The 22,036-nt window shown below is 64.6% G+C and carries 20 protein-coding genes; 9 read left to right on the forward strand and 11 right to left on the reverse strand.

Annotated features, from left to right (window positions below; genetic code table 11):
* Nucleotides 1–62 precede the first annotated feature (62 nt).
* Nucleotides 63–299: a hypothetical protein gene (locus tag QUG01_RS15675; protein ID WP_500830904.1), complete on the forward strand. Its 237-nt coding sequence runs from the start codon at nt 63–65 to the stop codon at nt 297–299.
* Here the strand turns inward: QUG01_RS15675 and QUG01_RS15680 are convergent.
* Together QUG01_RS15680 and QUG01_RS15685 are read right to left on the reverse strand one after the other, a co-directional pair.
* Nucleotides 263–799 (reverse strand): YaeQ family protein, encoded by a 537-nt coding sequence (locus tag QUG01_RS15680; RefSeq protein ID WP_043625763.1) that lies wholly within the window; start codon nt 797–799, stop codon nt 263–265. The two genes, QUG01_RS15675 and QUG01_RS15680, sit on opposite strands and share 37 nt — an antisense overlap.
* A 154-nt stretch (nt 800–953) precedes the next feature.
* On the reverse strand, nt 954–1,634 hold the full coding sequence (locus QUG01_RS15685; RefSeq protein WP_500830905.1) for an MliC family protein: 681 nt from the start codon (nt 1,632–1,634) through the stop codon (nt 954–956).
* Nucleotides 1,635–1,852: 218 nt separating this feature from the next.
* On the opposite strand from QUG01_RS15685, the gene QUG01_RS15690 reads away from it, so the two are divergent.
* Complete coding sequence (locus QUG01_RS15690) at nt 1,853–3,265, forward strand: DEAD/DEAH box helicase (RefSeq protein ID WP_500830906.1); 1,413 nt, start codon at nt 1,853–1,855, stop codon at nt 3,263–3,265.
* A gap of 160 nt (nt 3,266–3,425) precedes the next feature.
* Complete coding sequence (locus QUG01_RS15695) at nt 3,426–4,202, forward strand: substrate-binding periplasmic protein (protein ID WP_500830907.1); 777 nt, start codon at nt 3,426–3,428, stop codon at nt 4,200–4,202.
* Between the two features lie 240 nt (nt 4,203–4,442).
* Here QUG01_RS15695 and QUG01_RS15700 read toward each other — a convergent pair whose 3' ends face one another.
* Entirely contained in the window at nt 4,443–5,009 is a 567-nt protein-coding gene (locus tag QUG01_RS15700; RefSeq protein ID WP_043625774.1) for a TetR/AcrR family transcriptional regulator, read from the reverse strand.
* A 209-nt stretch (nt 5,010–5,218) separates the two neighbouring features.
* On the opposite strand from QUG01_RS15700, the gene QUG01_RS15705 reads away from it, so the two are divergent.
* From QUG01_RS15705 to QUG01_RS15715, 3 genes are all read left to right on the forward strand, one after another.
* Nucleotides 5,219–7,129: a sensor domain-containing diguanylate cyclase gene (locus QUG01_RS15705; RefSeq protein ID WP_500830908.1), complete on the forward strand. Its 1,911-nt coding sequence runs from the start codon at nt 5,219–5,221 to the stop codon at nt 7,127–7,129.
* Between the two features lie 38 nt (nt 7,130–7,167).
* Complete coding sequence (locus tag QUG01_RS15710; RefSeq protein ID WP_500830909.1) at nt 7,168–7,872, forward strand: pseudouridine synthase; 705 nt, start codon at nt 7,168–7,170, stop codon at nt 7,870–7,872.
* An 84-nt stretch (nt 7,873–7,956) separates the two neighbouring features.
* Complete coding sequence (locus tag QUG01_RS15715; RefSeq protein WP_268812241.1) at nt 7,957–8,091, forward strand: type 2 periplasmic-binding domain-containing protein; 135 nt, start codon at nt 7,957–7,959, stop codon at nt 8,089–8,091.
* Here QUG01_RS15715 and QUG01_RS15720 read toward each other — a convergent pair.
* Entirely contained in the window at nt 8,088–9,920 is a 1,833-nt protein-coding gene (locus QUG01_RS15720; RefSeq protein WP_500830910.1) for a sigma-54-dependent Fis family transcriptional regulator, read from the reverse strand. The genes QUG01_RS15715 and QUG01_RS15720 overlap by 4 nt on opposite strands.
* A gap of 274 nt (nt 9,921–10,194) precedes the next feature.
* Between QUG01_RS15720 and adh the strand changes: the two genes are divergently transcribed.
* A complete protein-coding gene (adh, locus tag QUG01_RS15725) occupies nt 10,195–11,700 on the forward strand; it encodes an aldehyde dehydrogenase (protein WP_500830911.1) in 1,506 nt (501 codons plus the stop codon).
* A gap of 493 nt (nt 11,701–12,193) precedes the next feature.
* Here the strand turns inward: adh and QUG01_RS15730 are convergent, their stop codons facing one another.
* From QUG01_RS15730 to QUG01_RS15755, 6 genes are all read right to left on the reverse strand, one after another.
* Complete coding sequence (locus QUG01_RS15730) at nt 12,194–13,615, reverse strand: methyl-accepting chemotaxis protein (RefSeq protein WP_500830912.1); 1,422 nt, start codon at nt 13,613–13,615, stop codon at nt 12,194–12,196.
* Nucleotides 13,612–14,166, reverse strand: coding sequence for a PAS domain-containing protein (locus QUG01_RS15735; protein ID WP_500830913.1), 555 nt, complete (start codon nt 14,164–14,166; stop codon nt 13,612–13,614). Before QUG01_RS15735 ends, QUG01_RS15730 begins: the two co-directional genes overlap by 4 nt.
* A gap of 164 nt (nt 14,167–14,330) precedes the next feature.
* Complete coding sequence (locus QUG01_RS15740; protein WP_500830914.1) at nt 14,331–16,184, reverse strand: DUF3857 domain-containing transglutaminase family protein; 1,854 nt, start codon at nt 16,182–16,184, stop codon at nt 14,331–14,333.
* A gap of 217 nt (nt 16,185–16,401) precedes the next feature.
* Nucleotides 16,402–16,812, reverse strand: a complete 411-nt coding sequence (locus QUG01_RS15745) for an ExbD/TolR family protein (protein WP_500830915.1) — start codon at nt 16,810–16,812, stop codon at nt 16,402–16,404.
* Entirely contained in the window at nt 16,799–17,476 is a 678-nt protein-coding gene (locus tag QUG01_RS15750) for a MotA/TolQ/ExbB proton channel family protein (protein WP_500830916.1), read from the reverse strand. The genes QUG01_RS15745 and QUG01_RS15750 overlap by 14 nt, the downstream gene beginning before the upstream one ends.
* Nucleotides 17,473–18,162 carry an energy transducer TonB gene (locus tag QUG01_RS15755; RefSeq protein ID WP_500830917.1) on the reverse strand — a complete coding sequence of 230 codons (690 nt, stop codon included), beginning with the start codon at nt 18,160–18,162 and terminating at the stop codon, nt 17,473–17,475. Before QUG01_RS15755 ends, QUG01_RS15750 begins: the two co-directional genes overlap by 4 nt.
* A gap of 144 nt (nt 18,163–18,306) precedes the next feature.
* On the opposite strand from QUG01_RS15755, the gene hslV reads away from it, so the two are divergent.
* Together hslV and hslU are read left to right on the forward strand one after the other, a co-directional pair.
* Nucleotides 18,307–18,858, forward strand: coding sequence for an ATP-dependent protease subunit HslV (hslV, locus tag QUG01_RS15760; RefSeq protein ID WP_500830918.1), 552 nt, complete (start codon nt 18,307–18,309; stop codon nt 18,856–18,858).
* 44 nt (nt 18,859–18,902) lie between these two features.
* Complete coding sequence (gene hslU / locus QUG01_RS15765) at nt 18,903–20,246, forward strand: ATP-dependent protease ATPase subunit HslU (protein WP_500830919.1); 1,344 nt, start codon at nt 18,903–18,905, stop codon at nt 20,244–20,246.
* Between the two features lie 88 nt (nt 20,247–20,334).
* Here the strand turns inward: hslU and QUG01_RS15770 are convergent, their stop codons facing one another.
* A complete protein-coding gene (locus QUG01_RS15770) occupies nt 20,335–21,651 on the reverse strand; it encodes an MFS transporter (protein ID WP_500830920.1) in 1,317 nt (438 codons plus the stop codon).
* Nucleotides 21,652–22,036 lie beyond the last annotated feature (385 nt).

Raw genomic sequence — 22,036 nt, forward strand, 5'->3', positions numbered from 1 at the left:
TTGCCGCAAATTTAGCTGGACCTCTTTACGCTTCTGACGTTGACCAAAGCCAGGAGAGCGAGATGGCCGTTCCCGTCCGAAGCGCATTGCGCCGCAGCTGCCGCGAGGCGTGCGGGGTGGTGATTCTGAGCCGCCTGCCCGCCAAGCGCGATGGCGGACAGACGCTGCGTCAGCGCCGGCAATTGGCGCGGCTGCGACTGGGGCATGGCGGCCTGCCGCCGCCGCTAGGGCTGTGGCGGCGACTGGGCGGCTGGCTGGCGCGTCACTTCAGCCGCAACGGCGCGATCAAGATGTTCTGAGCGTCGTTCGACAGCCATAGCTGTCCGTCCTGGATGGTGGCGGTCAGTTGCATGCTGCGTTCTGCCAGCGCGGCCAACGCCTGCAACGCTTCGAAATCGATGCGGAACACTTCCAGCTTGTCCAGCCGCGACAGCTTGTTCTCATTCTGCCCCCACCATACTTCGCTGGCGCGGCCGCCATAGCTGTACAGCGCTACGCGGTCAGAACGCGAACAGGCCTTCTTCAGCCGTTTTTCGTCCGGCTCGCCCAGCTCTACCCACAGCTCAATTTCGTCGGAATAGTTCTTCTGCCACAGCTCCGGCTCGTCGTCTGCGCACAGGCCGCGGGTGAAGGCCAGCGTGTCGCTGGCGTGCAGGGCGAAGGCGACGATGCGCAGCATCATCCGCTCCAGCGTTTCCGACGGGTGCTGGGCCAGGGTCAGGGAATGAGTGGCGTAATAGCCGCGGTCCATGTCGGACAGGATGAGCGTGGCTTTGTAGATGGTGGCGTTCAGGGCCATGGCGGGTCTTTGCTGATTCGGGTTGCGCCCGGCGCAGGATGGCGCGGGCGACCGATTCTAACCGCAGCGCGCCGATGGCGCCATGTCGGGGCGGCGCGCGGCTGACAAAATCCAGCGGCCGGCTTGCGCTGACCCGTCCCGCGACGGGTAGGGTTTACGGCGTCGGCTGCGTGGTGCATTCCAGCGATTCGCCGCGCCAATTGACGCTGGCGTCGCGGCCCTTGATCCAGAACTCGACGCCCTGGCCTTGGTAGCGCGCGCCGCTGCCGCTGATGCCCTGGTGCACGATGACCAGCGAATTGCCGCGTTCCAGTTTGGCGGTGGCGGGGCGGGTGCGGTAGAAGGTGGCCAGAATGGTGCTGTCCGGCTGACCTTTGCACAGATAGCGCAACGGTGTCAGGGACGGCGCCAGCGCCCAGGCCGCCTGAAGTTGGGAAATGCGCAGGATATAGGTGTCGCCCAGGCACATGTGGGGATCCTCCTCCTTCATGCAGTCCTTCAATGACTTGACCCAGCGTTTCTGTTCGTTGATCAGTTTGCCGCGCGCATTGTTGCCGGTCTGATCGGCCTTGGCCAGCGCCTGGGCGTAGAACTTCTCCAGCCGATTGTCCAGCCGGGTCAGGCCGTCGTCCTGGCACATCATGCTTTCCACGGCGTTGGCCGGTTGATCGCAGTGGAAGTCGGTGGCGACCTGTGGAGCTTCCGCCACCGGTTTGGCTGCCTCGACGGTTGTATGTTCGGCGCCGCCGGCATGCAGGCGGTCGTTCTTGCCGGCCAGCGCCAGCGCCGGCAGCAACAGCAAAGAGCCTATCAGCCTGGTAGGGGCTATGGGCATATTCAATCCTCAAAAACGACAACAAAAAGCCACCGCATCGTTGCGGCAGAGCTGGCGAGGCCGGCGGCGAGTTCCCATCGCCAGCGATTGCCTGTACACTGCGACGCTTCGTGCGAGTACCAGTCCCGCACGTTGTTCACTCCACGAGTTTCAACTCACACTATCCCGTCAGCCTGGATTGGTCGCAGTTCTGCGATAGGCCGTCGCAGGAGCATATTATGTCCGATCTTACCTTTGCCGACCTAGGCCTGGCAGACCCCTTGCTGCGCGCCGTAGCCGATACCGGTTATACCACGCCTACCCCGATTCAGGCGCAAGCGATTCCGCAAGTGCTGCAAGGCGGCGACCTGCTGGCCGCCGCCCAGACCGGCACCGGCAAAACCGCCGGCTTCACGCTGCCGTTGCTGCAACTGTTGATGCGCTCGCCCAGCCACCATGCCGGCCGTCCGCGCGCTCTGGTCTTGACCCCCACCCGCGAGCTGGCCGCTCAGGTGGAAGAGTCTGTCCGTACTTATAGCAAATACCTGCCCTTGAAGTCCCTGGTGATGTTCGGCGGTGTCAACATCAATCCGCAGATCAAGGCGCTGCGCGCGTCGGTGGACATCCTGGTGGCGACGCCGGGCCGTCTGCTGGACCATGTCGGCCAGAAAACGGTGGACCTGTCCGGCGTGGAAATCCTGGTGCTGGACGAAGCGGACCGCATGCTGGACATGGGCTTCATCCACGACATCAAGAAGGTGCTGGCCAAGCTGCCGGCCAAACGGCAGAACCTGTTGTTCTCGGCCACCTTCTCCGACGAGATCAAGGCGCTGGCCGACAAGCTGCTGGACAACCCCAAGCTGGTGGAAGTGGCGCGCCGCAATACCACCAACGAGCTGGTGACGCAGAAGGTACACCTGGTTGACCGCGACAAGAAGACCGATCTATTGATCCATCTCATCCGCGAGCACAATTGGTTCCAGGTGCTGGTGTTCACCCGCACCAAGCACGGCGCCAACCGCCTGGCGGAGAAGCTGGAAAAGATCGGCATCTCTGCCGCCGCCATCCACGGCAACAAGAGCCAGAACGCGCGCACCCGCGCCTTGGCCGACTTCAAGAGCGGCGAGCTGCAGGTGCTGGTGGCGACGGACATCGCCGCGCGCGGTCTGGACATCGACCAACTGCCGCACGTGGTCAACTTCGAGCTGCCCAACGTCCCGGAAGACTATGTGCACCGCATTGGCCGCACCGGCCGCGCCGGCACGCCGGGCGAAGCGCTGTCGCTGGTGTGCGTCGACGAGTTCAACTTCCTGCGCGACATCGAAAAGCTGATCAAGATGTCGATCGAGCGCTTCACCGTGCCGGGCTATGAGGCCGACCTCAACGTCAAGCCGGAGCCGATCCTGATGGGCGGCGGCGCGCGCGGCCGCGGCCAGGGACAAGGCCGTGGCGGCCAAGGACAGGGACGCAGCCAACAGCCGCGCAACCCGGCGTCCAAACCGCGCCATCAGACCGAAAGCAAGCCGGCGGGCCATGGGCGCAACAGCGGTCCTCGCCAAGGACAGGGCCAGAACGCCCGTTCCGAAGGCAGCCGCAGCGGCAAGCCCGCCGCGCCTAAAGCCGCGTTGTTCACGCCGCCTAAGAGCCGCTGAGCCTGCATGCAAAAGACGCCCGGTGTAAATTACACCGGGCGTTTTTCATTGATGCGAATGGTATTGCCAGTTATTCTCACAAAGAGACTGTCCGCAGCATATAAAACAAACTGGCAGCTCATTCATTGCAGGAATCGGGAAAACAATGCGATACCACGGCATGCTGCTGGGTATCCTGAGCTGGGTTGCGCTGCTGGCAACTCCAGTTGAGGCTGCCCCGCGCCTCAAGATCACCCTGTCCAATCAGGAATGGCCGCCGTATATGGGCCAGGAGCTGCCTTACGACGGGATACTGTCGCGGCTGGTGAAGGAAGCCTTCGCCCGCGGCGGCGTTGACGTCGCATACCGCTATTACCCCAACAACCGCACCTTGCAATCCGCCCGCAACGGCCAGGTGGACGGCAGCTTCGGCTGGGCGCCGACGGCGGAGCGCAAGCGCGACCTGCTGTATACCCTGCCGGTGCTGTCGGCGCGCATGGTGTTCTTCCAGCGCAAGGAGCACCCCTTGGCGTGGAGCCGCTGGAGCGAACTGAAGGGCGCGCGGGTCGGCATCACGGTCGGCAACTTCTATTCCGACGACTTCGACGCCCAGGTCAAGAATGGCACGCTGACGGTGGATAACGCGCCGGACGATCTGATCAATCTGCGAAAATTGATAGCCGGCCGCATCGACCTGTTTCCCATCGACCAGGAGGTGGGCAAATATCTGATCGCCCACCACTTCAGTCCGGTGCAGGGAGCGGAGCTGGAGGCGCAGAACAAGACGTTCTGGGCGGCGCCGCTGCACGTGGTCATCTGGCGCAAGCATGCGCGCGGCCCGGAGCTGGTGGAGCGCTTCAACCGCGGCTTGAAGGCCTTGCAGGACAGCGGCGACTTCGAGCGCTTGCTGCAGGAGACGCGCGAGGCCTGCCTGCAGCCGCGCAGCGCGGCGCCGTAGTTAGAGCCTGTTCACGATCTTTGGGCCTGGCTTGTGCAAAACACGTTTTCGATGCGCCCCCGTCCCTTCAAGCCTGAGGCTTCCCGTCTGTGCCCGTCAGGCTCAAGGCGCGGCTGAACGCTTCTCTGAGTCCGGATCCATTACTCAGCACCTCGAATCGTGCGCAGAGATTTGTTCAGCGATGCGCGCAGGGGAGCGTTATGCATTATTTTGCTGATAAAAAGCAAAATCATGACATTGCTATTTTGGCGCGACAAGCCTGTCGCGCGCCTGTTGCAGTAGCTGTTGAGACAATGCCGCGTCGTCTATCAGCCGCGCCAGCGACAGGCTGCCCACCAGCATGGCCAGGTCGGCCAGCGCGCTATCCGCCTGGCCGTCGCGTTGCCTGGCGTGCGCCAGCGTGGCCAGTATCGCCTCCAGCTCGCCGGCGACCCGCTGGCGGACGGTAACGCCCTGGCGCGCCAGCTCGCCGGCCAGCGCGGCCAGCGCGCAGCCGGAGTCGGGCAGATCGCGGTGGGCCGGGCTGAGATAGTCGCTGGCCAGCGCCGCCATGCATTCGCCCGGCGCCGCCTGCTCCAGCAGTTGCCGCCAGCGCTGGTTCAGCTGTTGCAAGGCCTGGCTGCAGGCGGTGGCCACCAGTTGCTCCTTGCTGTCGAAATGGGCGTAGAAGCCGCCATGGGTCAGGCCGAGGTCGGCCATCAGGTTGGCGATGCCCACGCCGGCCAAGCCTTCGGCGCGGAAACGCAAGGCCGCCATGGCCACGATGCGCTGGCGGGTCTGGGTCTTGTGTGCGTCTGGATAGCGCATGCTTGCTCCAGGGTTTCATATGATTGCCATCATCTGAACAATACCAAGCGGAATCAGCAAGATAAACCGCAAGCCGCATGCCGATGCGACACGGCAATAGTCCTTCACAGGATAAGGCGGGAATTTGATGGATTTGCCGGCTTTTCAAGACTAATCTGAGATGCATAATCAGGCGCGGCGACGGCCCGCCCATACAGGATGGAGTCGAGATGTCGGTTCGCGATGCGGCTTGGCGCAGCTGGGGGGCGTTGGCTGTTTTACAGGCGGCGGTAGCCGCGGCCTGCGCGCTGTTCGCCGCGCTGTTGGCAGCGTGTCTGCCGTCGCCATATTCCCACTGGCTGCAGCCGGGCCTGCCGCTGGCGTTGGCCATGCTGCTGCGTCTTGGGCGGCGAGTCTGGCCAGGTCTGACGCTGGGCTTGCTGTGGCTGGCCTGGGGCGAGCCGGGGCTGCTGCTGGCCGAGCGGCTGTTGCTGGCCGCCAGCGGCTTGGCCGCGGCCTTGTTCAGCGCCTATCTGCCGCCGAGGCGGAGTCGGCCTTTTTTCCGTCAGGCCGATGTGCTGGCCTTTCTGGCTGGGCCGGTGGCGCTGGGCAGCTTGCTGGCGGCGTTGGGCAGGGTCTTCGTGCTGTTGCCTGCTTACCGGCACCAGCTGCCGGAGCTGGCTTGGGCATTCGCGCGGGTCTGGCTCGGCGATGCCGTGCTGCTGCTGACGCTGGCGCCGATTCTGCTGCTGGCCGGCCGCACCGAGCGTTCTTGCGGCGGCGGGGCCTGCTGGCGCGAGACTTCGCTGGTGGCCGGCGCCACGCTGTCGCTGGCGGCGCTGGTGTGCTGCGCGCTGCCCGGGCGCGGCGGCCACTACGCCATTCTGCCGTATCTTTTCATCATGCCCTTGCTGTGGCTGGCTTTCCGCAGCCAGCTGCTGCTGGCGCACGCGCTGGCCCTGGCGATTGTGGCGCTGGCCTTGGCGGGCATCCGTTTCGAGGCCGGCGCGCTGGCCATCGCGCCGACCCTCGATGAGTCGCTGCTGAATGTGGCGCTGCTGGGCCTGGTGCAGCCGGTGACGCTGCTGGTGTTCGGCGCTTTGCTGGAAGAGCGGCGCCAAGTGGAGCGCAACCTGCTGCAGGCCAACCAGTCGCTGGAAGCCAAAGTCGGCGAACGGACCAGCCAGTTGGCGGAGAGCGAGGCCCGTCTGCGGCTGATGGCCGATGCGGCGCCGTTTCCCCTGGCGATGAACCGGCTGGCCGGCGGCGAGCTGATCTATGCCAACGAGCGCGCGGAGGAGCTGTTCGGCACCCGCCTGCATCCGTCGCGCGCGCTGCGGGTGCAGGACTTCTACGTTAATCCGCAAGAGCGGGAGGATGTGGCGCAGGCCTTGCGCGTCAACGGCCGGGTGGCGGACCGGGAGGTCAAGCTGAAGAACGCGCAGGGGCGAGAATTCTGGGCGCTGATTTCCTGTTCGGTGGTCAAGAGCGACAAGGTTTGGTATGCCATCAACGGTATCAACGACATCAGCGAGCGCAAGCGGCTGGAGCAGAATCTGCGCGATGCCAATGCCTCGCTGCGCCGCAAGGTGGAGGAGATCGAGCGGCTGCAGCAGGGACTGCGCGACCAGGTGCTGCGCGATCCGTTGACCGGGCTGTTCAATCGCCGCCACCTCGATGACATCCTGCCGCGGGTGCTGGATCACATGCTGGCGCTGCATCGCGACGTGGCCGTGTTGATGGTGGACGCCGACCACTTCAAGCGCGTCAACGACACCTACGGCCATCGCTGCGGCGACGCGGTGCTGACCGCGCTGGGGGCGTATTTCAGCGATCACTTCCGCAGCGGCGACATTGTCTGCCGTTATGGCGGCGAGGAATTCTTCGTGCTGCTGCCGGGGGCCTCGTTGGACGCGGCCTTCGCCAAGGCGCAACAGCTATGCGAGGCGGTGCGCGCCATGGAGATAGACGCGCTGGGCCATACCTTGTCGGTGACGCTGTCCATCGGCCTGGCGCTGTGCCCGCTGCATGGCGAGGACGCCGAAAGCGTGGTGCTGGCGGCGGACGAGGCCCTGTACCAGGCCAAGCAGCAAGGGCGCGACCGCGTTTGCGTCGCCGCGCCGATTCAGATGCTGTCCTGAGGCCGGCGCGCGCCTGCCGCGCGTGCTACCATCGCTGCATGGAACTCTATCGACTGTTGCAACAACAAGGCTTTGGCGGCCGCAAGGAGTGCCGCCAGCTGATCGAATACGGCCTGGTGCAAGTGAACGGCGAGGTAGTGGACAACTACCGCGCCCAATATGAACTGGCCGACATCGCCAGCCTGGTGGTGGACGACGAGCCGTGGCCGCTGGTGACCGGCCCGCTGTATCTGCTGCTGCACAAGCCGGCCAATTACGAAACCTCGCACAAGCCGCAGTGCCATCCCAGCATCTACCGCCTGCTGCCGGACCAGTTTTCCAATCTGGACCTGTCGGCGGTGGGGCGGCTGGATGTGGACACCACCGGCCTGATCCTGCTGTCCAACGATGGGCAGTTCATCCATGCCCTGAGTTCGCCGAAGAAGCTGGTGCCCAAGGTCTACCGCGTCACGCTGAAGCACGAGGCGACGCCGGAATTGCTGGCCAAGCTGCAGAGCGGCGTCTACCTCAACGACGAGGCGCGCGAGTTCGCCGCCGACAGCATCGAGCAGATCGACGCCCACACCATCCTGCTGACCATCACCGAGGGCAAGTACCACCAGGTGAAGCGCATGGTGGCGGCGGCCAGCAACCGCGTTGAGGCGCTGCACCGCGAAAGCCTGGGCGCGATCGCGCTGGGCGAGCTGCCGGTGGGCGAATGGCGCCACCTGACCGCCGAGGAGCGGGCGGCGTTCGGTTTCTGATCGAATCGGAAACGCAAAAAAGCGGGAAGCCAGGCTTCCCGCTTTTTTTATTGCTCGGCGGTTTCCTGGGCCTGCCGCGAACGCGTGCAGTTGCGGGAGTGCCCGTTTCCGCTGCGCCGCTTCGACGTGGCCATGGCGTGGCACGAGCGCAGCCACGGCCATCCCGGCTTGCGTTGGTTGCGCGGCGAGCTGGCTGGCCTGATGGGGGCGGAGGTTTAGCCCTTCTTTGCCCGCCGCCTATACAGCGTGGAGCGGCTGATGCCCAGCGCCCGCGCCGCCGCGCTGGCATTGCCGCCGCAGCGGCGCAGCACTTGCTCTAGCGCGCTCTCCGTCACTGCATGGCCCGCGCTGGCCATATCCGCGCGCAGCGCTGCTGGCAGATGCTCCAGGCTTAGCGTCGCGCCATCGTCGGCCAGCGCCAGCAGCGTGGCCAGCAGATTGGACAGCTCGCGCAGATTGCCCGGCCAGCGGTAGCCGTGGATGGCCTGGGCCAGCGTGGGCGACAGCGCGATGCCGCGCCGGGCGGCTCCCATGCCGTCCAGCATGGTCTGAGCGATGGCCGCTACGTCGCCGCGTTCGCGCAGCGGCGGCAGCGTCAACGGATAGTGGCATAGCCGGTAGTAGAGGTCGGCGCGAAAGGCCCCTTCGGCCACCCGCGCGCGCAAGTCGCGGTGGGTGGCGCAGATCAGCCGGATGTCCAGCCGCCGCGCCGGGCCGCCGCCCAACGGCGTCACTTCTCGCTCCTGCAGCACCCTGAGCAGCCGCGCCTGCAGGCTCAGCGGCATGTCGCCTATCTCATCCAGGAACAGCACGCCGCCATCGGCCTCGCGCAGCCTGCCCTTGCTGCCCTGGCGGCTGGCGCCGGTGAAGGCGCCGCTCTGGTAGCCAAACAGCTCGGCCTCGATCAGTCCTTCCGGAATTGCCGCGCAGTTGACCGCGACAAACGGCGCGCCGCGCCGGCTGCCTCCATTGTGCAAGGCGCGCGCCAGCCTGTCCTTGCCGGTGCCGGTCTCGCCTAGGATCAGCACCGGGATGTCGGCTTCCAGCAGTTTCAAGGCGGTGGCGAACAAAGACTCCGCTAGGCCGTCCAGCGCGGGCGCGCTGTGGGCGGGAGCCGCGGCCGGGGATGGCGCTGCCCGGTGGTGGGCGGCGGGCGGACGCAGCCGGGCCGATGCCTGCTGCGCCCCGATCTCCAGCGCGCCCAGCGCCTCGCCGTGGCGGCGCAGCCAATGCTCCAGGCTTTGGCCGAACAGGGCGGCGAAGTGGCGCGGCCGCCAGTCGCCCGGCGCCAGCCCGCATAGCGCCAGCCCGGCGCGGTTGGCGGCCAGCAGCCGGCCGTCTTCGTCGAAGACCAGTTGGCAGGCGGCCGGGCTGTCCAGCAGCCGCGGGTCTCGATGCAGGCTCAATCGCCAGCCGCTGCGCGCCGCCTTGCTCAGCAGCAAGGCCTCGATCTGGCCGCGCGCGGCGCGCAATGCTTGCAGTTGCGGTTCGCTCAGCTTGCGGCTGGCGCCGCTGATGTCGAGCACGCCGAGCGTCTGGCCTTGCGGGCCAAGCAAGGGGCTGGCCGCGCAGCTGAGGGCGCGGTTGCGTTCCAGGTAATGCTCCGCGCCGCGCACCAAGATGCTATCCGCCGCGGCCAGCGCAGTGCCGATGGCGTTGGTGCCGCGCGCCGCCTCGCTCCAGTCCATGCCCGGGGCCAGCGCCAACCGCGCCGCCTTGTCCAGAAAGCCGATATCGCCGCTCTCTTCAAGTATCAGTCCGCGGCTGTCGGCCACCACCAGGGCCAGCTCATGCCCGGCCACCTGTTCATACAGGCCGGCCAGGGCCGGCCGCGCGGCTTCCAGCCAGCCGGCGCTGGCTTCGCGCCGTTGGCGCAATGCGGCATCCTCCAGCCGCTCTTCGCCGCGGACGCCTGTGGGCAGGCCCAGGCTGCGGCAGCGTTGCCAGGACTGGAGGATGGATGGCGGTAAGGCATGGCCGGGCAAGGGCTGGTCGCTGAAGAAGCGGCGGCGGATTTCGTCCAGCGGCAGGCGGGCAGCCTGGGTCATGCGCGTCTCCTGCAGGCTGTGCCGTCGCGGTGCGACAGCTGTGTCAGCCTGCGACAGTTTGGTGGGCGGTTTTGCTGATTATCGGTGCTTTGCCAGGCGTGGCAAGTGGCTGATTGGTAAGAAAATATGCTGCATTGCAATGTGGTTTCGCCGCATGCCGCGCCGCTTGCCGCTTTGCCGGATGCTGCCATGCAGTATGGGTAGAGGCTGGCACGCCGCTTGCGCTGTGGTGTGATCCCCAAGCCAGGGGTTCATTACCACCAAGGAGACTGCGATGGCAAACCTGCAACCCGGCTTTGCGCTGAAATCACGCTATGCCAACTATATCGGCGGGCAGTGGGTGCCGCCGGTGAACGGCCGTTACTTCGAGAACGTCACGCCGATCACCGGCAAGCCGCTGTGCGAAATCCCGCGTTCGGACGAGCAAGATGTGGAGCTGGCGCTGGATGCCGCCCACGCCGCCCGTTTCCAGTGGGGCCATACCCCGGTGACCGAGCGCGCCATCATCCTGAACAAGATCGCCGACCGCATGGAGGCCAATCTGGCCCTGCTGGCCGAGGTGGAGACCTGGGACAACGGCAAGCCGATACGCGAAACCCGCGCCGCCGATATCCCGCTGGCCATCGACCATTTCCGTTACTTCGCCGCCTGCGTGCGCGCGCAGGAAGGCAGCCTGGGCGAGATCGACGCCCATACCGTGTCTTACCACTTCCACGAGCCGCTGGGCGTGGTGGGCCAGATCATTCCGTGGAATTTCCCCATTCTGATGGCGGCATGGAAGCTGGCCCCGGCGCTGGCCGCCGGCAACTGCGTGGTGCTGAAGCCGGCCGAGCAGACGCCGCTGTCCATCCTGGTGCTGATGGAACTGGTGGGCGATCTGCTGCCGCCCGGCGTGCTGAATGTGGTCAACGGCTTCGGCGTCGAGGCCGGCAAGCCGCTGGCCAGCTCCAAGCGCATCGCCAAGATCGCCTTCACCGGCGAGACCGGCACTGGCCGGCTGATCATGCAATACGCCAGCCAGAACCTGATTCCGGTGACGCTGGAGCTGGGCGGCAAGTCGCCGAACATCTTCTTCGACGATGTGGCGGCGCAGGACGACGCCTTCTTCGACAAGGCCATCGAAGGCTTCGTGATGTTCGCGCTGAATCAGGGCGAAGTGTGCACTTGCCCCAGCCGCGCGCTGATTCAGGCATCCATCTACGACCGCTTCATGGAGAAGGCGCTGGCCCGCGTCGCCGCCATCAAGCAGGGCAATCCGCTGGACCCGTCCACCATGATAGGCGCGCAGGCGTCCAGCGAGCAGATGGACAAGATCCAGAGCTACCTCGCCATCGGCCGCGAGGAAGGCGCCCAACTGCTGGCCGGCGGCGCGCGAGCGCAGCTGGACGGCGATCTGGCCGGCGGCTTCTACATCCAGCCGACGGTGTTCCACGGCCATAACAAGATGCGCATCTTCCAGGAGGAAATCTTCGGCCCGGTGGTGTCGGTCACCACCTTCAAAGACCGCGACGAGGCATTGGCCATCGCCAACGACACCCTGTACGGCCTGGGCGCCGGCGTGTGGACGCGCAACATCAACACAGCGTTCTATCTGGGCCGCCACATCGAGGCCGGCCGGGTGTGGACCAACTGCTACCACGCCTATCCCGCGCACGCCGCCTTCGGCGGCTACAAGCAATCCGGCATCGGCCGCGAAACGCACAAGATGATGCTGGAGCATTATCAGCAGACCAAGAGCCTGCTGGTCAGCTATGGCGAGGACAAGCTGGGATTTTTCTGAACCGGGGCCATTGGTTTGTTATGACCCGGTCTTGCTGTTACCGAACCGCCCCCTGGATGGGGCGGCTTTTTTGTTTGTGGCGGCAGGAAGGGTTTGGTATCGGACGTATTTTCATGAGAGGAAATTGAGGGAGGAATATGTCTTTCTCTTAGCGAAAGATTGATTTTGTAATTTATATCATGAAATACATTATTTATTTACGTAAATAAATGCTGCGCATGTGCGAAGGCATGCTGATTGCGTTATAGACACAAATCCAGGAGTCATCACTTCATGGCAGCCTGGGCATAGAAAGGACGAGTCCTGCGGCGGGCAAGGGCTGGCGCTGTATTAGGGATGGGGGGGAAGATGCTGCGTGGTGAGCGGGCTGTGGCAAGACGATGCGATGCGGCAGATGGAGAAATGGGTGGCCAGGCTATGGGGCGCATCCTGAGCCTATGCATAAAAAAACCGGGCCAGCAGGCCCGGTTGTGGGGATGCCGATGGTTGGGACTTATCCGGCCGCCAGCTTGTCCAGTTCGTTCTGCAGTTTGACGCTGATCTGCTCCATCGCCTGCATCTTGCTGATGATGCCGGCCTCGTCGAGTTGGCCACTTTGCGTTGCGGCGGCCACCGCGGCCTCCACTTGTTGCTGCAGATTCTGCAGCGGCGCGCGCAAGGGTTGGACGGCTCCGCTGCCGAACAGGGCCGCGCCATCGCCGTCTATCCACGGCGCGAGTTCTTGCGATGGCGCCATGGCCTGCGCTTCCTCCACCGCGTGATAGGCGCTTTGCTTGTAGATCACATGGCCTACCTTCTGCAGCGAGGTTTGCGACTTCTGCTGCACATCGCTGACCTGGCGCAATACCAGATCCGATTGCTCGGCCAGGCTGGAGAAGCGTTGGCGGAACGCCTCCACCGAAGCCTGCACTTCGCCGGCCACGCTGCCGGCCGCGCTGGCCTGCGTCTGCATGTCGTCGATGCGGGCCGATAGCGAGCCCAACACTTCCTGCACCTGATGTGCCGTGCTCTTGCTGCGTTCGGCCAGCTTGCGCACTTCGTCGGCCACCACGGCGAAGCCGCGGCCCATCTCGCCGGCGCGCGCGGCTTCGATGGCGGCGTTCAGCGCCAAGAGATTGGTCTGGTCGGCAATCGCGGAAATATCGGCCAGCGAGCTTTCAATGCCATGCCATTCCTTGGCCAGCATCTGGCTGGCGGTGTCCATGCTGGCTACGCTGCCGGCTATGGTTTGCAAATGGCCGGACAGCTCGTTCGCGCTGTTCAGGCTTTCGCGGGCGCCGGCGGCGTTGTCGCGGGTGATGCCGGCCACGGCGTCCATGGACTGGCTGATGGCGGACAGGTCGCGCTGGCTGCCGGACAGATCCTGCCGCAAGTGCGGATTGCCCAGGGCGGCCAGTTGCGACGACAGGCGGTTGCGCCGCACGAAGCCGTCGTTTTCCGCCATGGTCTGAATGGCTTTGTCCACGCTGTCCAGCGAGCTGGCCAGGATGCCGGGCAGGCCCTGGCTCAGCGGGCGGCGGGTGAAGTTGCCTTTGCTGATTTCCTGGAAGCAGGTATTGATTTCCTTGAAATAGGTTTCCACCAAGTCCAGGAAATCATTCAACTGCCATGCCACCTTGCCGGCTTCGCCCATCGAGCGGGTGCGGCTGCTGCGGTGGTGCAGCTCGCCGCTGCAGGCCAGGTGAAGCTGTTTGGCCAGGGTGTCCAGCAGCAGGAAGGTACGCTGGACTTTCTGCCACAGCCACCAGGACAGGCACAGCGAACCGGCAAACAGCAGCAGGTTGACAAGGTGGCGGGGCAGACCGGACAGCAGGTAGTTGCCGCCTATGGCCAGCAAGGCGAGCACATTGATGACGATCAGGCCGGTTGCCAGCCGCGAATGCAGATATGGAGTGGGCTTGTGGGGGGCGCTCATCCGTTGACTCCTTTGGCTCTGAGCACATCGGCGTTCAGGTTCAGGATGAAGTCCTGATAGCTGCAGCCTTTTTCCTGCAACTGGGCCAGCAGCCAGTCGCGCGAGGCGTCCGGCGCTTCTGCCTTGCCATGGGCGGCTTCGATCTTGCGCATTTCGGCATAGATGGGTTCGATGGCGGCAATGGCGCTGCGGCTGGGCGGCCGGCGCACCGAATAATAGCCCTGCAGTTTGCCGCGCAGGTCGTAGTCCGGCGTCACGTTGGCCAGCACCCAGTAATAATTGCCGTCTATGGTGGCGTTCTTGACCACGGCGAAGAATTCACGGCCGCTTTGCAATGTTTGCCACATCAGGCGATAAGCGCCGCGCGGCATGTCGGGATGGCGGATGATGTTATGCGGCTTGCCCAGCAGCAGGTGCTCGGGATAACCGGCTATCCGCATGAAGACGCGGTTGGCGTAGGTGATATGGCCGCTGGGATCGGTCTTGCTGACGATCAGCTCGTTTGGGGCCAGCTGTATTTCGCGCCCCGCGCCGGTGGGAGTGTGTTCCATGCTTCGCTTCTTTCTGAGCCTTACCCTTTAAGTAGGGGCAAATCGGCATTGTCATGGCCTAAGCATAGTACGGCAAGCATTTATTCAATTGTTCTTTATGGAACAATGGGCTGATTTAAAACCGGTCGGCGGCACGCGCTTGCGCGGCATGCCGCCATGCTGGTTTACAGCTTGATGATCTGGCGGGCCTGGGTCACGCAGGCGCGGGCTTCCGCGCTGAGTTTGGCAAACGCCGGGCTGGCGATATCGGCATGATCCAGCCAGCGCACCTTGCGGGTCAGGCGGAATTCATAGTGCAAGCCGCTGGCGCTGGATGTCTGCTTCAGGTCCAGATCGAACCAGGGAGAGCGGGCCTGGCAGCTGAACGGCGGCTGGATGGGCTTGGCGCCCTGCAGCGTGACGGTGCGCTCCATGGTTTCCGGATCGCCCAGGTAGACATCGGCCTGGTTGCCGTTGCTGCGGTAGTTGTCGAAATCATTCCAGCGCTTGTCCAGGTGCGGATCGTACAGGTACAGCCCGGAAATCTTCTCCACGGCCCGGGCATCGACGGACTGGATGCGCACCGGATAGCTGTCCGGCAGCAGGAAGCCGGTGGTGGCCCGCTCCACCTTGCAACCGTGCGGCTGGTTGCCGCTGCCGCGGCAAATGCTCTGCTCGCTGCTGCTGCTGCCTTGGTAACGGTCGCGCATGGTCAGCTCCACCAGCGGCCAGCCGGCCATCACGCTGACGCTGGAGACCAGGGCGCTGCCGTCCTGGCGCAGCACTTCATGGCGCTTGACCACCATATCGGTGGTTGGGGCCTGGCGCGGGATGCGCTCCTGGCGCACGCTGCCGTCGCTGCCTATCAGGTAGGTAGCGCGTTCCTGCAGGTCCGGCATGATGCGGTCCGGTGCAAAGAACGGATTGGTGGCATCCAGCCAGGCTATTTTGCCGTCCACCATCGCGCGCACGATCATGTGGTTGACGGTGCCCAGGCCCGGCAGCAACGGTTCCGGCGCGAAATTGCCGCGGAACACCAAGGCCGGCTCGGCGGCGATGCCGGCATGGCGCAGCATGGCGGTCAGCAGCGTGGCCAGGTCTTTGCAGTCGCCATAGCCGTGCTGCTCGATCTCGGCCAGGGTGAACGGCACCAGGCCGCGCTCGGCCAGTCGTTGATCGTTCAGGTAGCGGTAGTGGCTGTTGATGTGCTGCATGAAAGCCGCCACTTGCTGCGCCGCCGGCTTGCCTTGCTGGGCGGCCACTACGGCGGCGGCGGCCGGCGGCAGCGGCGCGGCCAGGATTTCGTTGTAGCGCGCGGCGTAGCTGCCGAAGTGCTGCTGTGCTTGGTCGCTGGAGGCGATGCTCAGCCGCGGCCAGCGGCGGATGGCGCTGTTGTCCCATTCATTGGTGAAATTCAGATAGCGCACGCCTTGTTGGTCGACGGTGATGGACTTGCCGTCCGCGGCGGTCGCCACCTGAAAGCCGTCCATGCTTTCGCCGCGCCACAGCAGCGCGCGGGGGGAGCGCAGTTTGAAATGGTAAGCGTCGTAGCGGACCGGCTCCGGGTCGAAGTCCAGCCGGTAGAGCAGCTCGCGGCTCAGCGGCGGCGCGGCGATGTGGTGCTTCACCTCGTAGCGGACCTCGCTGCCCACGGCCAGTTCGGGGAAGGCGAGCCAGGTTTGCTTGTCGCGGCTGACGCCGGCATAGGGGTTCGGCGCGGCGCGGGTTTCCACCTGCGATTTTTCCAGCTTGATCACGCGGCCGTCCTGCTGGCGCACTTCGCCGCTGACCACGTCCAGCCGGTCGGTGTCGGGATAGGTGAAGTCTATGCGCGACAGAAAGTCCTTGCCGGCGGGCTTCAGAATGGTGAATTGGTTGCGGGTGGTGCAGTCCAGGCTGTTGTCGGCATTGTGCTGGCAATCGATGCTGGTCTGCAGCGCGAGCGGCGCTTCGCTGACGGGTTGCAGCGCGGCATTGGCCGCGTGGCCGGCGCAGGCCAGCATGGCGGCTAGGCTGAGGCGGGAAACAGGGATTCGCATCTTGATGAAACCATCGGTTGGGCCGCGTCTGCTGGCGCGGCAAGGCGAGTTTGCGTAAATGACAAGGATATTGCCACGCGGCGGCATCACTAGCCAGTGTCATGTGATGCGGCTGCGCAGCCGGGGTGGCGCGCAGGGCTTGGGATGCGCCGCATCGGTTGCGGCGCCAGAGGGCGCCGCTGAACACGGCTGGCGCTGACCATACTGATCAGTATAGCTATTGCGCTGCGGTAACGAAGCCTATCTTGCCGACGCCGTTCTGTTGCGCGGCAGCCAGCGCCTTGGCCACCGTTTCGTAGCGCACGGCTTTATCGGCCGACAGGTGCAGTTCGATGTTGGGATTGGCGGCGGAGGCGGCGGCGAAGCGGGCCGGCAGATCGGCCTCCGCCACCGGCTGGTCGTTCCAGTACAGTTTGCCGGCCGCGTCCACCGTCAGCCGGATCTGCTCCGGTTTGGCCTGATGCTCGGCGGCCTGGGCGCGCGGCAGATCGACCTGCACCGCGTTGGTCAGCAGCGGCGTGGTGATGATGAACACCACCAGCAGCACCAGCATCACGTCCACCAGCGGCGTGGTATTGGGCTCGGCCATCGGCGCGGACGGCCCCTGGTTGAAGCTACCGAACGCCATGGCCGTCTCCGGACTGGGTCAGCAACTGAGCGTGCAGGTCGTGGGCAAAGTAGTCCAGCTCTTGCGACATCACGCGCTGGGCGCGGGTCAGCGCATTGTAGGCCAGCACCGCCGGGATGGCGGCGGCCAGGCCGGCGGCGGTGGCCACCAGCGCTTCGCCGATCGGCCCGGCTACCGCGCCTATGCTCATTTGGCCGGCGTGGCCGATATTGACCAGCGCGTGGTAGATGCCCCAGACCGTGCCGAACAGGCCGATGAACGGCGCGGTGGAGCCGATCGAGGCCAGCACGGTCAGGCCGGCTTCCTGACGGGCGTTCTCCTGCGCCAGCACTTTGCGGATGGCGCGGGTCAGGAACTCATCCACGCCGCAGGCCTGGCCCAGCGCGCGCCCGGCCTGGCTCTGGTATTGCTTCAGGGAGTCGATGCCGGCGCGCGCCAGATTGGCGAACTGCGCCTGGCTATGGCGCAGGCTGTCTTCCGCCTGCTGCCAGTTCGGCGCGTTCCACAGCAGGCTTTCCGCCTCGCGGTTGGCGCGGCGCAGGCGCCAGGTCTGCGCGCCGCGCACGATGATCAGGTACCAGGTCAGCACCGACATCAGGATCAGGAGCATGAACACCGTGATCAATACGGCGTCCCCTTGTTGGAATACGGTGAGAATGTTCATGAGCGGATCGATTTCAAAGAGAATTCAACGGGAACGACAAAGGTGTAGGCGATCGGTTCGTCGCCGCGCTTGGCCGGAATGAAACGCCAGCGTTTGACGGCGGCCAGCGCGGCGCGGTCCAGCCGCGGGAAGCCGCTGCTGTCCTGCACCGACACATCCAGCGGCAAGCCCTGGGCGCTGACATGGACGCGCAAGCGGACGGTGCCGGCTTCGCCGTCCTCTTGCGATTGCGAGGGATACGCCGGCGCCGGGTTGTTCAGATAGCCGCCGCGCGCCAGCGGCTCGGTGATCGCTTGCGATCCGCCTGCGCTGACGGTTTGGCCGTCGGACTTCGGCGCGTCGCTTGCCGTCGCGGTCGCAGGCGCGGCCGGCGCGCTGATGGCTTGGGCCGGCGCAGGCGTCTGGCTGGACATCTTGCTGGTTTGCACCGGCGGCGTTTTGGGCGCGTGCGTGGCCGGAGCCGGCTTGGCTTCGGCCTGGCGTGGCCGGGATGGCTGGGGCGCTGCCGGGGGCGAGGCCGCAGGCCGGCCGGGCGGCGCCAGCGCAATCATGTCCATCCGCGCCAGGCGCGGCGGCGTGATGGGCGCTTGGCTGGCATGCTGCTGATTCAACAGCCACAGCGCCAGTACGTGCGCCGCCAGTACGCCGCCCAGGGTGGATAATTGCAGAATAGGGGCCGACTTCATATTGTCGATGATAACGCAAACTATTCTCATTTTCTATGCTGAGCCGATTCTGGACGCTTGCCGATGCTTGCAATCGGTACAATCGTCTGCATATTGTGGACAAAGGCCGGCAGCTCGCCGGCCATCATCTACTGGAATCCAAACATGCAGCAGTTCGACGGAACCACCATTGTTTCCGTCCGTCGCGGCGAGCGCGTGGCGCTGGGCGGGGACGGGCAAGTGACCCTGGGCAATATCGTGATCAAGGCTACCGCGCGCAAGATACGCAAGCTGCACGGCGGCAAGGTGCTGGCGGGCTTCGCCGGTGGCACCGCCGATGCCTTCACCCTGATTGAGCGCTTCGAGGCCAAGCTGCAGAAGCATCAGGGCAACCTGCTGGTGTCGGCGGTGGAGCTGGCCAAGGATTGGCGCACCGACCGCATGCTGCGTCGGCTGGAGGCGATGCTGATCGTCGCCGACAAGGACCACACCTTGATCATCACCGGCAACGGCGACGTGCTGGAACCGGAGCAGGGCATCGCCGCCATCGGTTCCGGCGGCGCCTTCGCCCAGTCGGCCGCGCGCGCGCTGTTCGAAAACACCGACCTGGAGCCGGAAGTGGTGGTGAAGAAATCGCTGGAGATCGCCGGCGACATCTGCATCTACACCAACCACAACCACCTGATCGAAACCCTGGGCCCGGACGACGCGGCCTAATCCAGAATGCAAGACCCGGCCACGCCGGCCGGGCGGAGAAAGTCATGACGCAAATGACCCCGCAGGAAATCGTCCACGAGCTGGACCAGCACATCATCGGCCAACACAAGGCCAAGCGCGCCGTCGCCATCGCGCTGCGCAACCGCTGGCGCCGCCAGCAGGTGGCGGAGCCGCTGCGCAACGAGATCACTCCGAAGAACATCCTGATGATAGGCCCCACCGGGGTGGGCAAGACTGAGATCGCCCGCCGCCTGGCCAAGCTGTCCGGCGCGCCGTTCATCAAGGTGGAAGCCACCAAGTTCACCGAGGTCGGTTATGTCGGCCGCGACGTCGACACCATCATCCGCGATCTGGTGGACGTGGCGATCAAGGACACGCGCGAAGCGGCGATCAAGCGCAACCGCGTGCGCGCCGAGGACGCCGCCGAGGAACGCATTCTGGATGTGCTGTTGCCGCCGGCCCGCAAGCCGTCCGGCTTCTTTGCCGAAGAGCCGGTGACCGTGGAAAAGCAGGAAGACGGCGCCACCCGCCAGAAATTCCGCAAGATGCTGCGCGAAGGCAAGTTCGACGATAAAGAGATCGAACTGGAAATCGCCGCGCCGGTGGCGCAAATGAATGTGATGGCGCCGCCTGGCATGGAAGACTTCGCCAGCCAGTTGCAGGGCATGTTCCAGGGCCTGGGCGCCGGCAAGAAGCAAACCGCCAAGATGAAAGTGGCCGACGCTTTCAGGCAGCTGATCGATGAAGAGGCGGCCAAGCTGGTCAATGAGGAAGAGCTGAAGGCCGAGGCGCTGAAGAGCGTTGAGCAGAACGGCATCGTGTTCCTCGACGAGATCGACAAAGTCACCAGCCGCGGCGAAGGCCACAGCGGCGCCGACGTGTCCCGCGCCGGCGTGCAGCGCGACCTGCTGCCGCTGGTGGAAGGCACCACGGTGTCCACCAAGTACGGCATGGTGAAGACCGACCACATCCTGTTCATCGCCTCCGGCGCCTTCCAGCTGTCCAAGCCGTCGGATCTGATCCCGGAACTGCAGGGCCGGCTGCCTATCCGCGTCGAACTGTCGTCGCTGTCGGTGGACGACTTCAAGGCCATTCTGACCAGCACCAACGCCTGCCTGACCCGCCAGTACCAGGCCTTGCTGGCCACCGAGGGCGTGGAGCTGGAGTTTGTCGAATCCGGCATCCAGCGCCTGGCGGAGATCGCCTGGCAGGTCAACGAGAAGACCGAGAACATCGGCGCCCGCCGCCTGTACACGGTGATGGAAAAGCTGCTGGAAGAAGTGGCCTTCGACGCCAAGTCCGGCCCGTGCAAGATCGACGGCGACTACGTCGACAACAAGCTGGGTGAAGTGGCCGAGCGCGAGGATCTGGCGCGCTACGTGCTGTAATGAAGAGAGGCGGACTGCGGTCCGCCTCATCGCATACATATATATATAGATAGAGAGAGCGGCGACCTTCATGGTCGCCGTTTACCTTTTATATGGATTGCTTCAATGTACTGCTGGCGGTGGCGATAGGTTCGAACGCCTCGGGATGCTGTTTCAGATACCAGTCCTTTGCCTCATCGTGATTCAGGCTGAGGAAACGGTTGACCCCGGGCAGGCGCTGCATCGGCGGCACCGCCACCAGATGAAACACGGCGAAGAACAGATAGACCGCATCCAGCGACCAGCGCGATAACAAAATACCGGCCAGCGCCGGCCCCAGCATGCCGCCCAATTTGGCCACCAGCACATTGATAGCGGATACGCGCGCGCGATAGGCTTCCGGCACCGCCAGCGTGCGGTGCGTCTGGCCGATCAGCATGGTGATCGACAGCAACACGCCTTCGATGCCGAACATCGCCAGCATCAGATAAGGATGATCGGTCAGCGCCACGACCAGGAACACCGCCGCCAGGGCCCACATGGCGAAGGCGCGGGCGCGCGGCCGGCTACAGTATTGCAGCAAGCGGTGAGTGAACCACAGCGAGCCGACCAGCAAGCCGCCGCTGGCGGCCGCTTCGCAAGCGCCCAGCCAGAACGCCGGCAAGCCCAGCTGGTGCAGCTTGATCGGCAGCAGCGTCACCACCATCGGGATATAGGCCGTCATCATCAATAAGCCCCACAGCGCCCAGCTGCGCTCCAGCGGGATGCGCCAGCGTATGCGCAGGCCGACGCGAATCTGGTCGATGAAGCTTTCCGCCTGGATGTGCTCGCGGTTGCGCGGCGGGATCTGGATGCGCAGCGCGCCAAGAGCGGCGGCGGCCAGCAATATCGCGTAGCTGCCTAAGGCCAACCAGGCCGGCGTGAACGCCATCAGGCTGCCGCCCACCACGGGCCCGATCAGGTTGCCGACGGACTGGGAGCTTTTCTGCAGCGACAAGGCATCGGATAGTCTGCCTGCCGGCACCAGCTCGGAGGCGATACTCAACATGGATGGAATGACCAGCGCCCAGGCGAACATCGAGAGAGACTCGCTGGCCACCACCCAAGCCAGGCGATAGAAATTGAACCAGGCCATCGTCGCCAAGGCCAGGCCGGACAACATGGCCAGCATGATGCCGCAGGCGATGACGCGGTTTTTGGGGAAGCGGTCGCCCAAGGGGGCGGTCAGCGGCAGCGCCACCAGCATCACCAGCGCGGTCAGCGCGCTGAACCAGGCCATGTCATGCGCGCCGCCCACGCTGACCACCCACCAGCTGATGCTGACATAGCCGGCGCCCATGGCCAAGCCGCTCAGCACATCGCTGAGCATCAAGAGATGGAACCCAGGAGGCAGGCCACGCAATCGGTGCTTTAGAGAGATATTCATGGCGCGCTCCTTGGGGGTGAGGGCATTTGATCCTATCACGAAATGACATCGTCACAAAATGACCATCTCAAAAACTGTCTCCCAGCTGCTTTGGCAGAAAATTCATCAGATTTGGAGTGGTTTTTGAAAGTTATCTGGGCGCCTACCCAGGCTTTGCCAGCGTTTTTCGCAACATTCCTGCCGCCATGCCAAAAAATCCTTCAAGTCGATAGTGTTGAAAATCAAGTATTTACGGAGTTTATTATTGGAAACCTGCATTTTTCTCAAAAAACCTGTTGACCGAGGGTGAGGGCGCAGGTATAGTTCGTCTCCTCAGCTGACGCAGCGAACGAAACAGCGGAAACGAAACGGTTTCCGGTGCGACGAAAACAGCGTCCGGCACTGC

The sequence above is a fragment of the Chromobacterium sp. CCUG 76385 genome, from assembly GCF_059916625.1.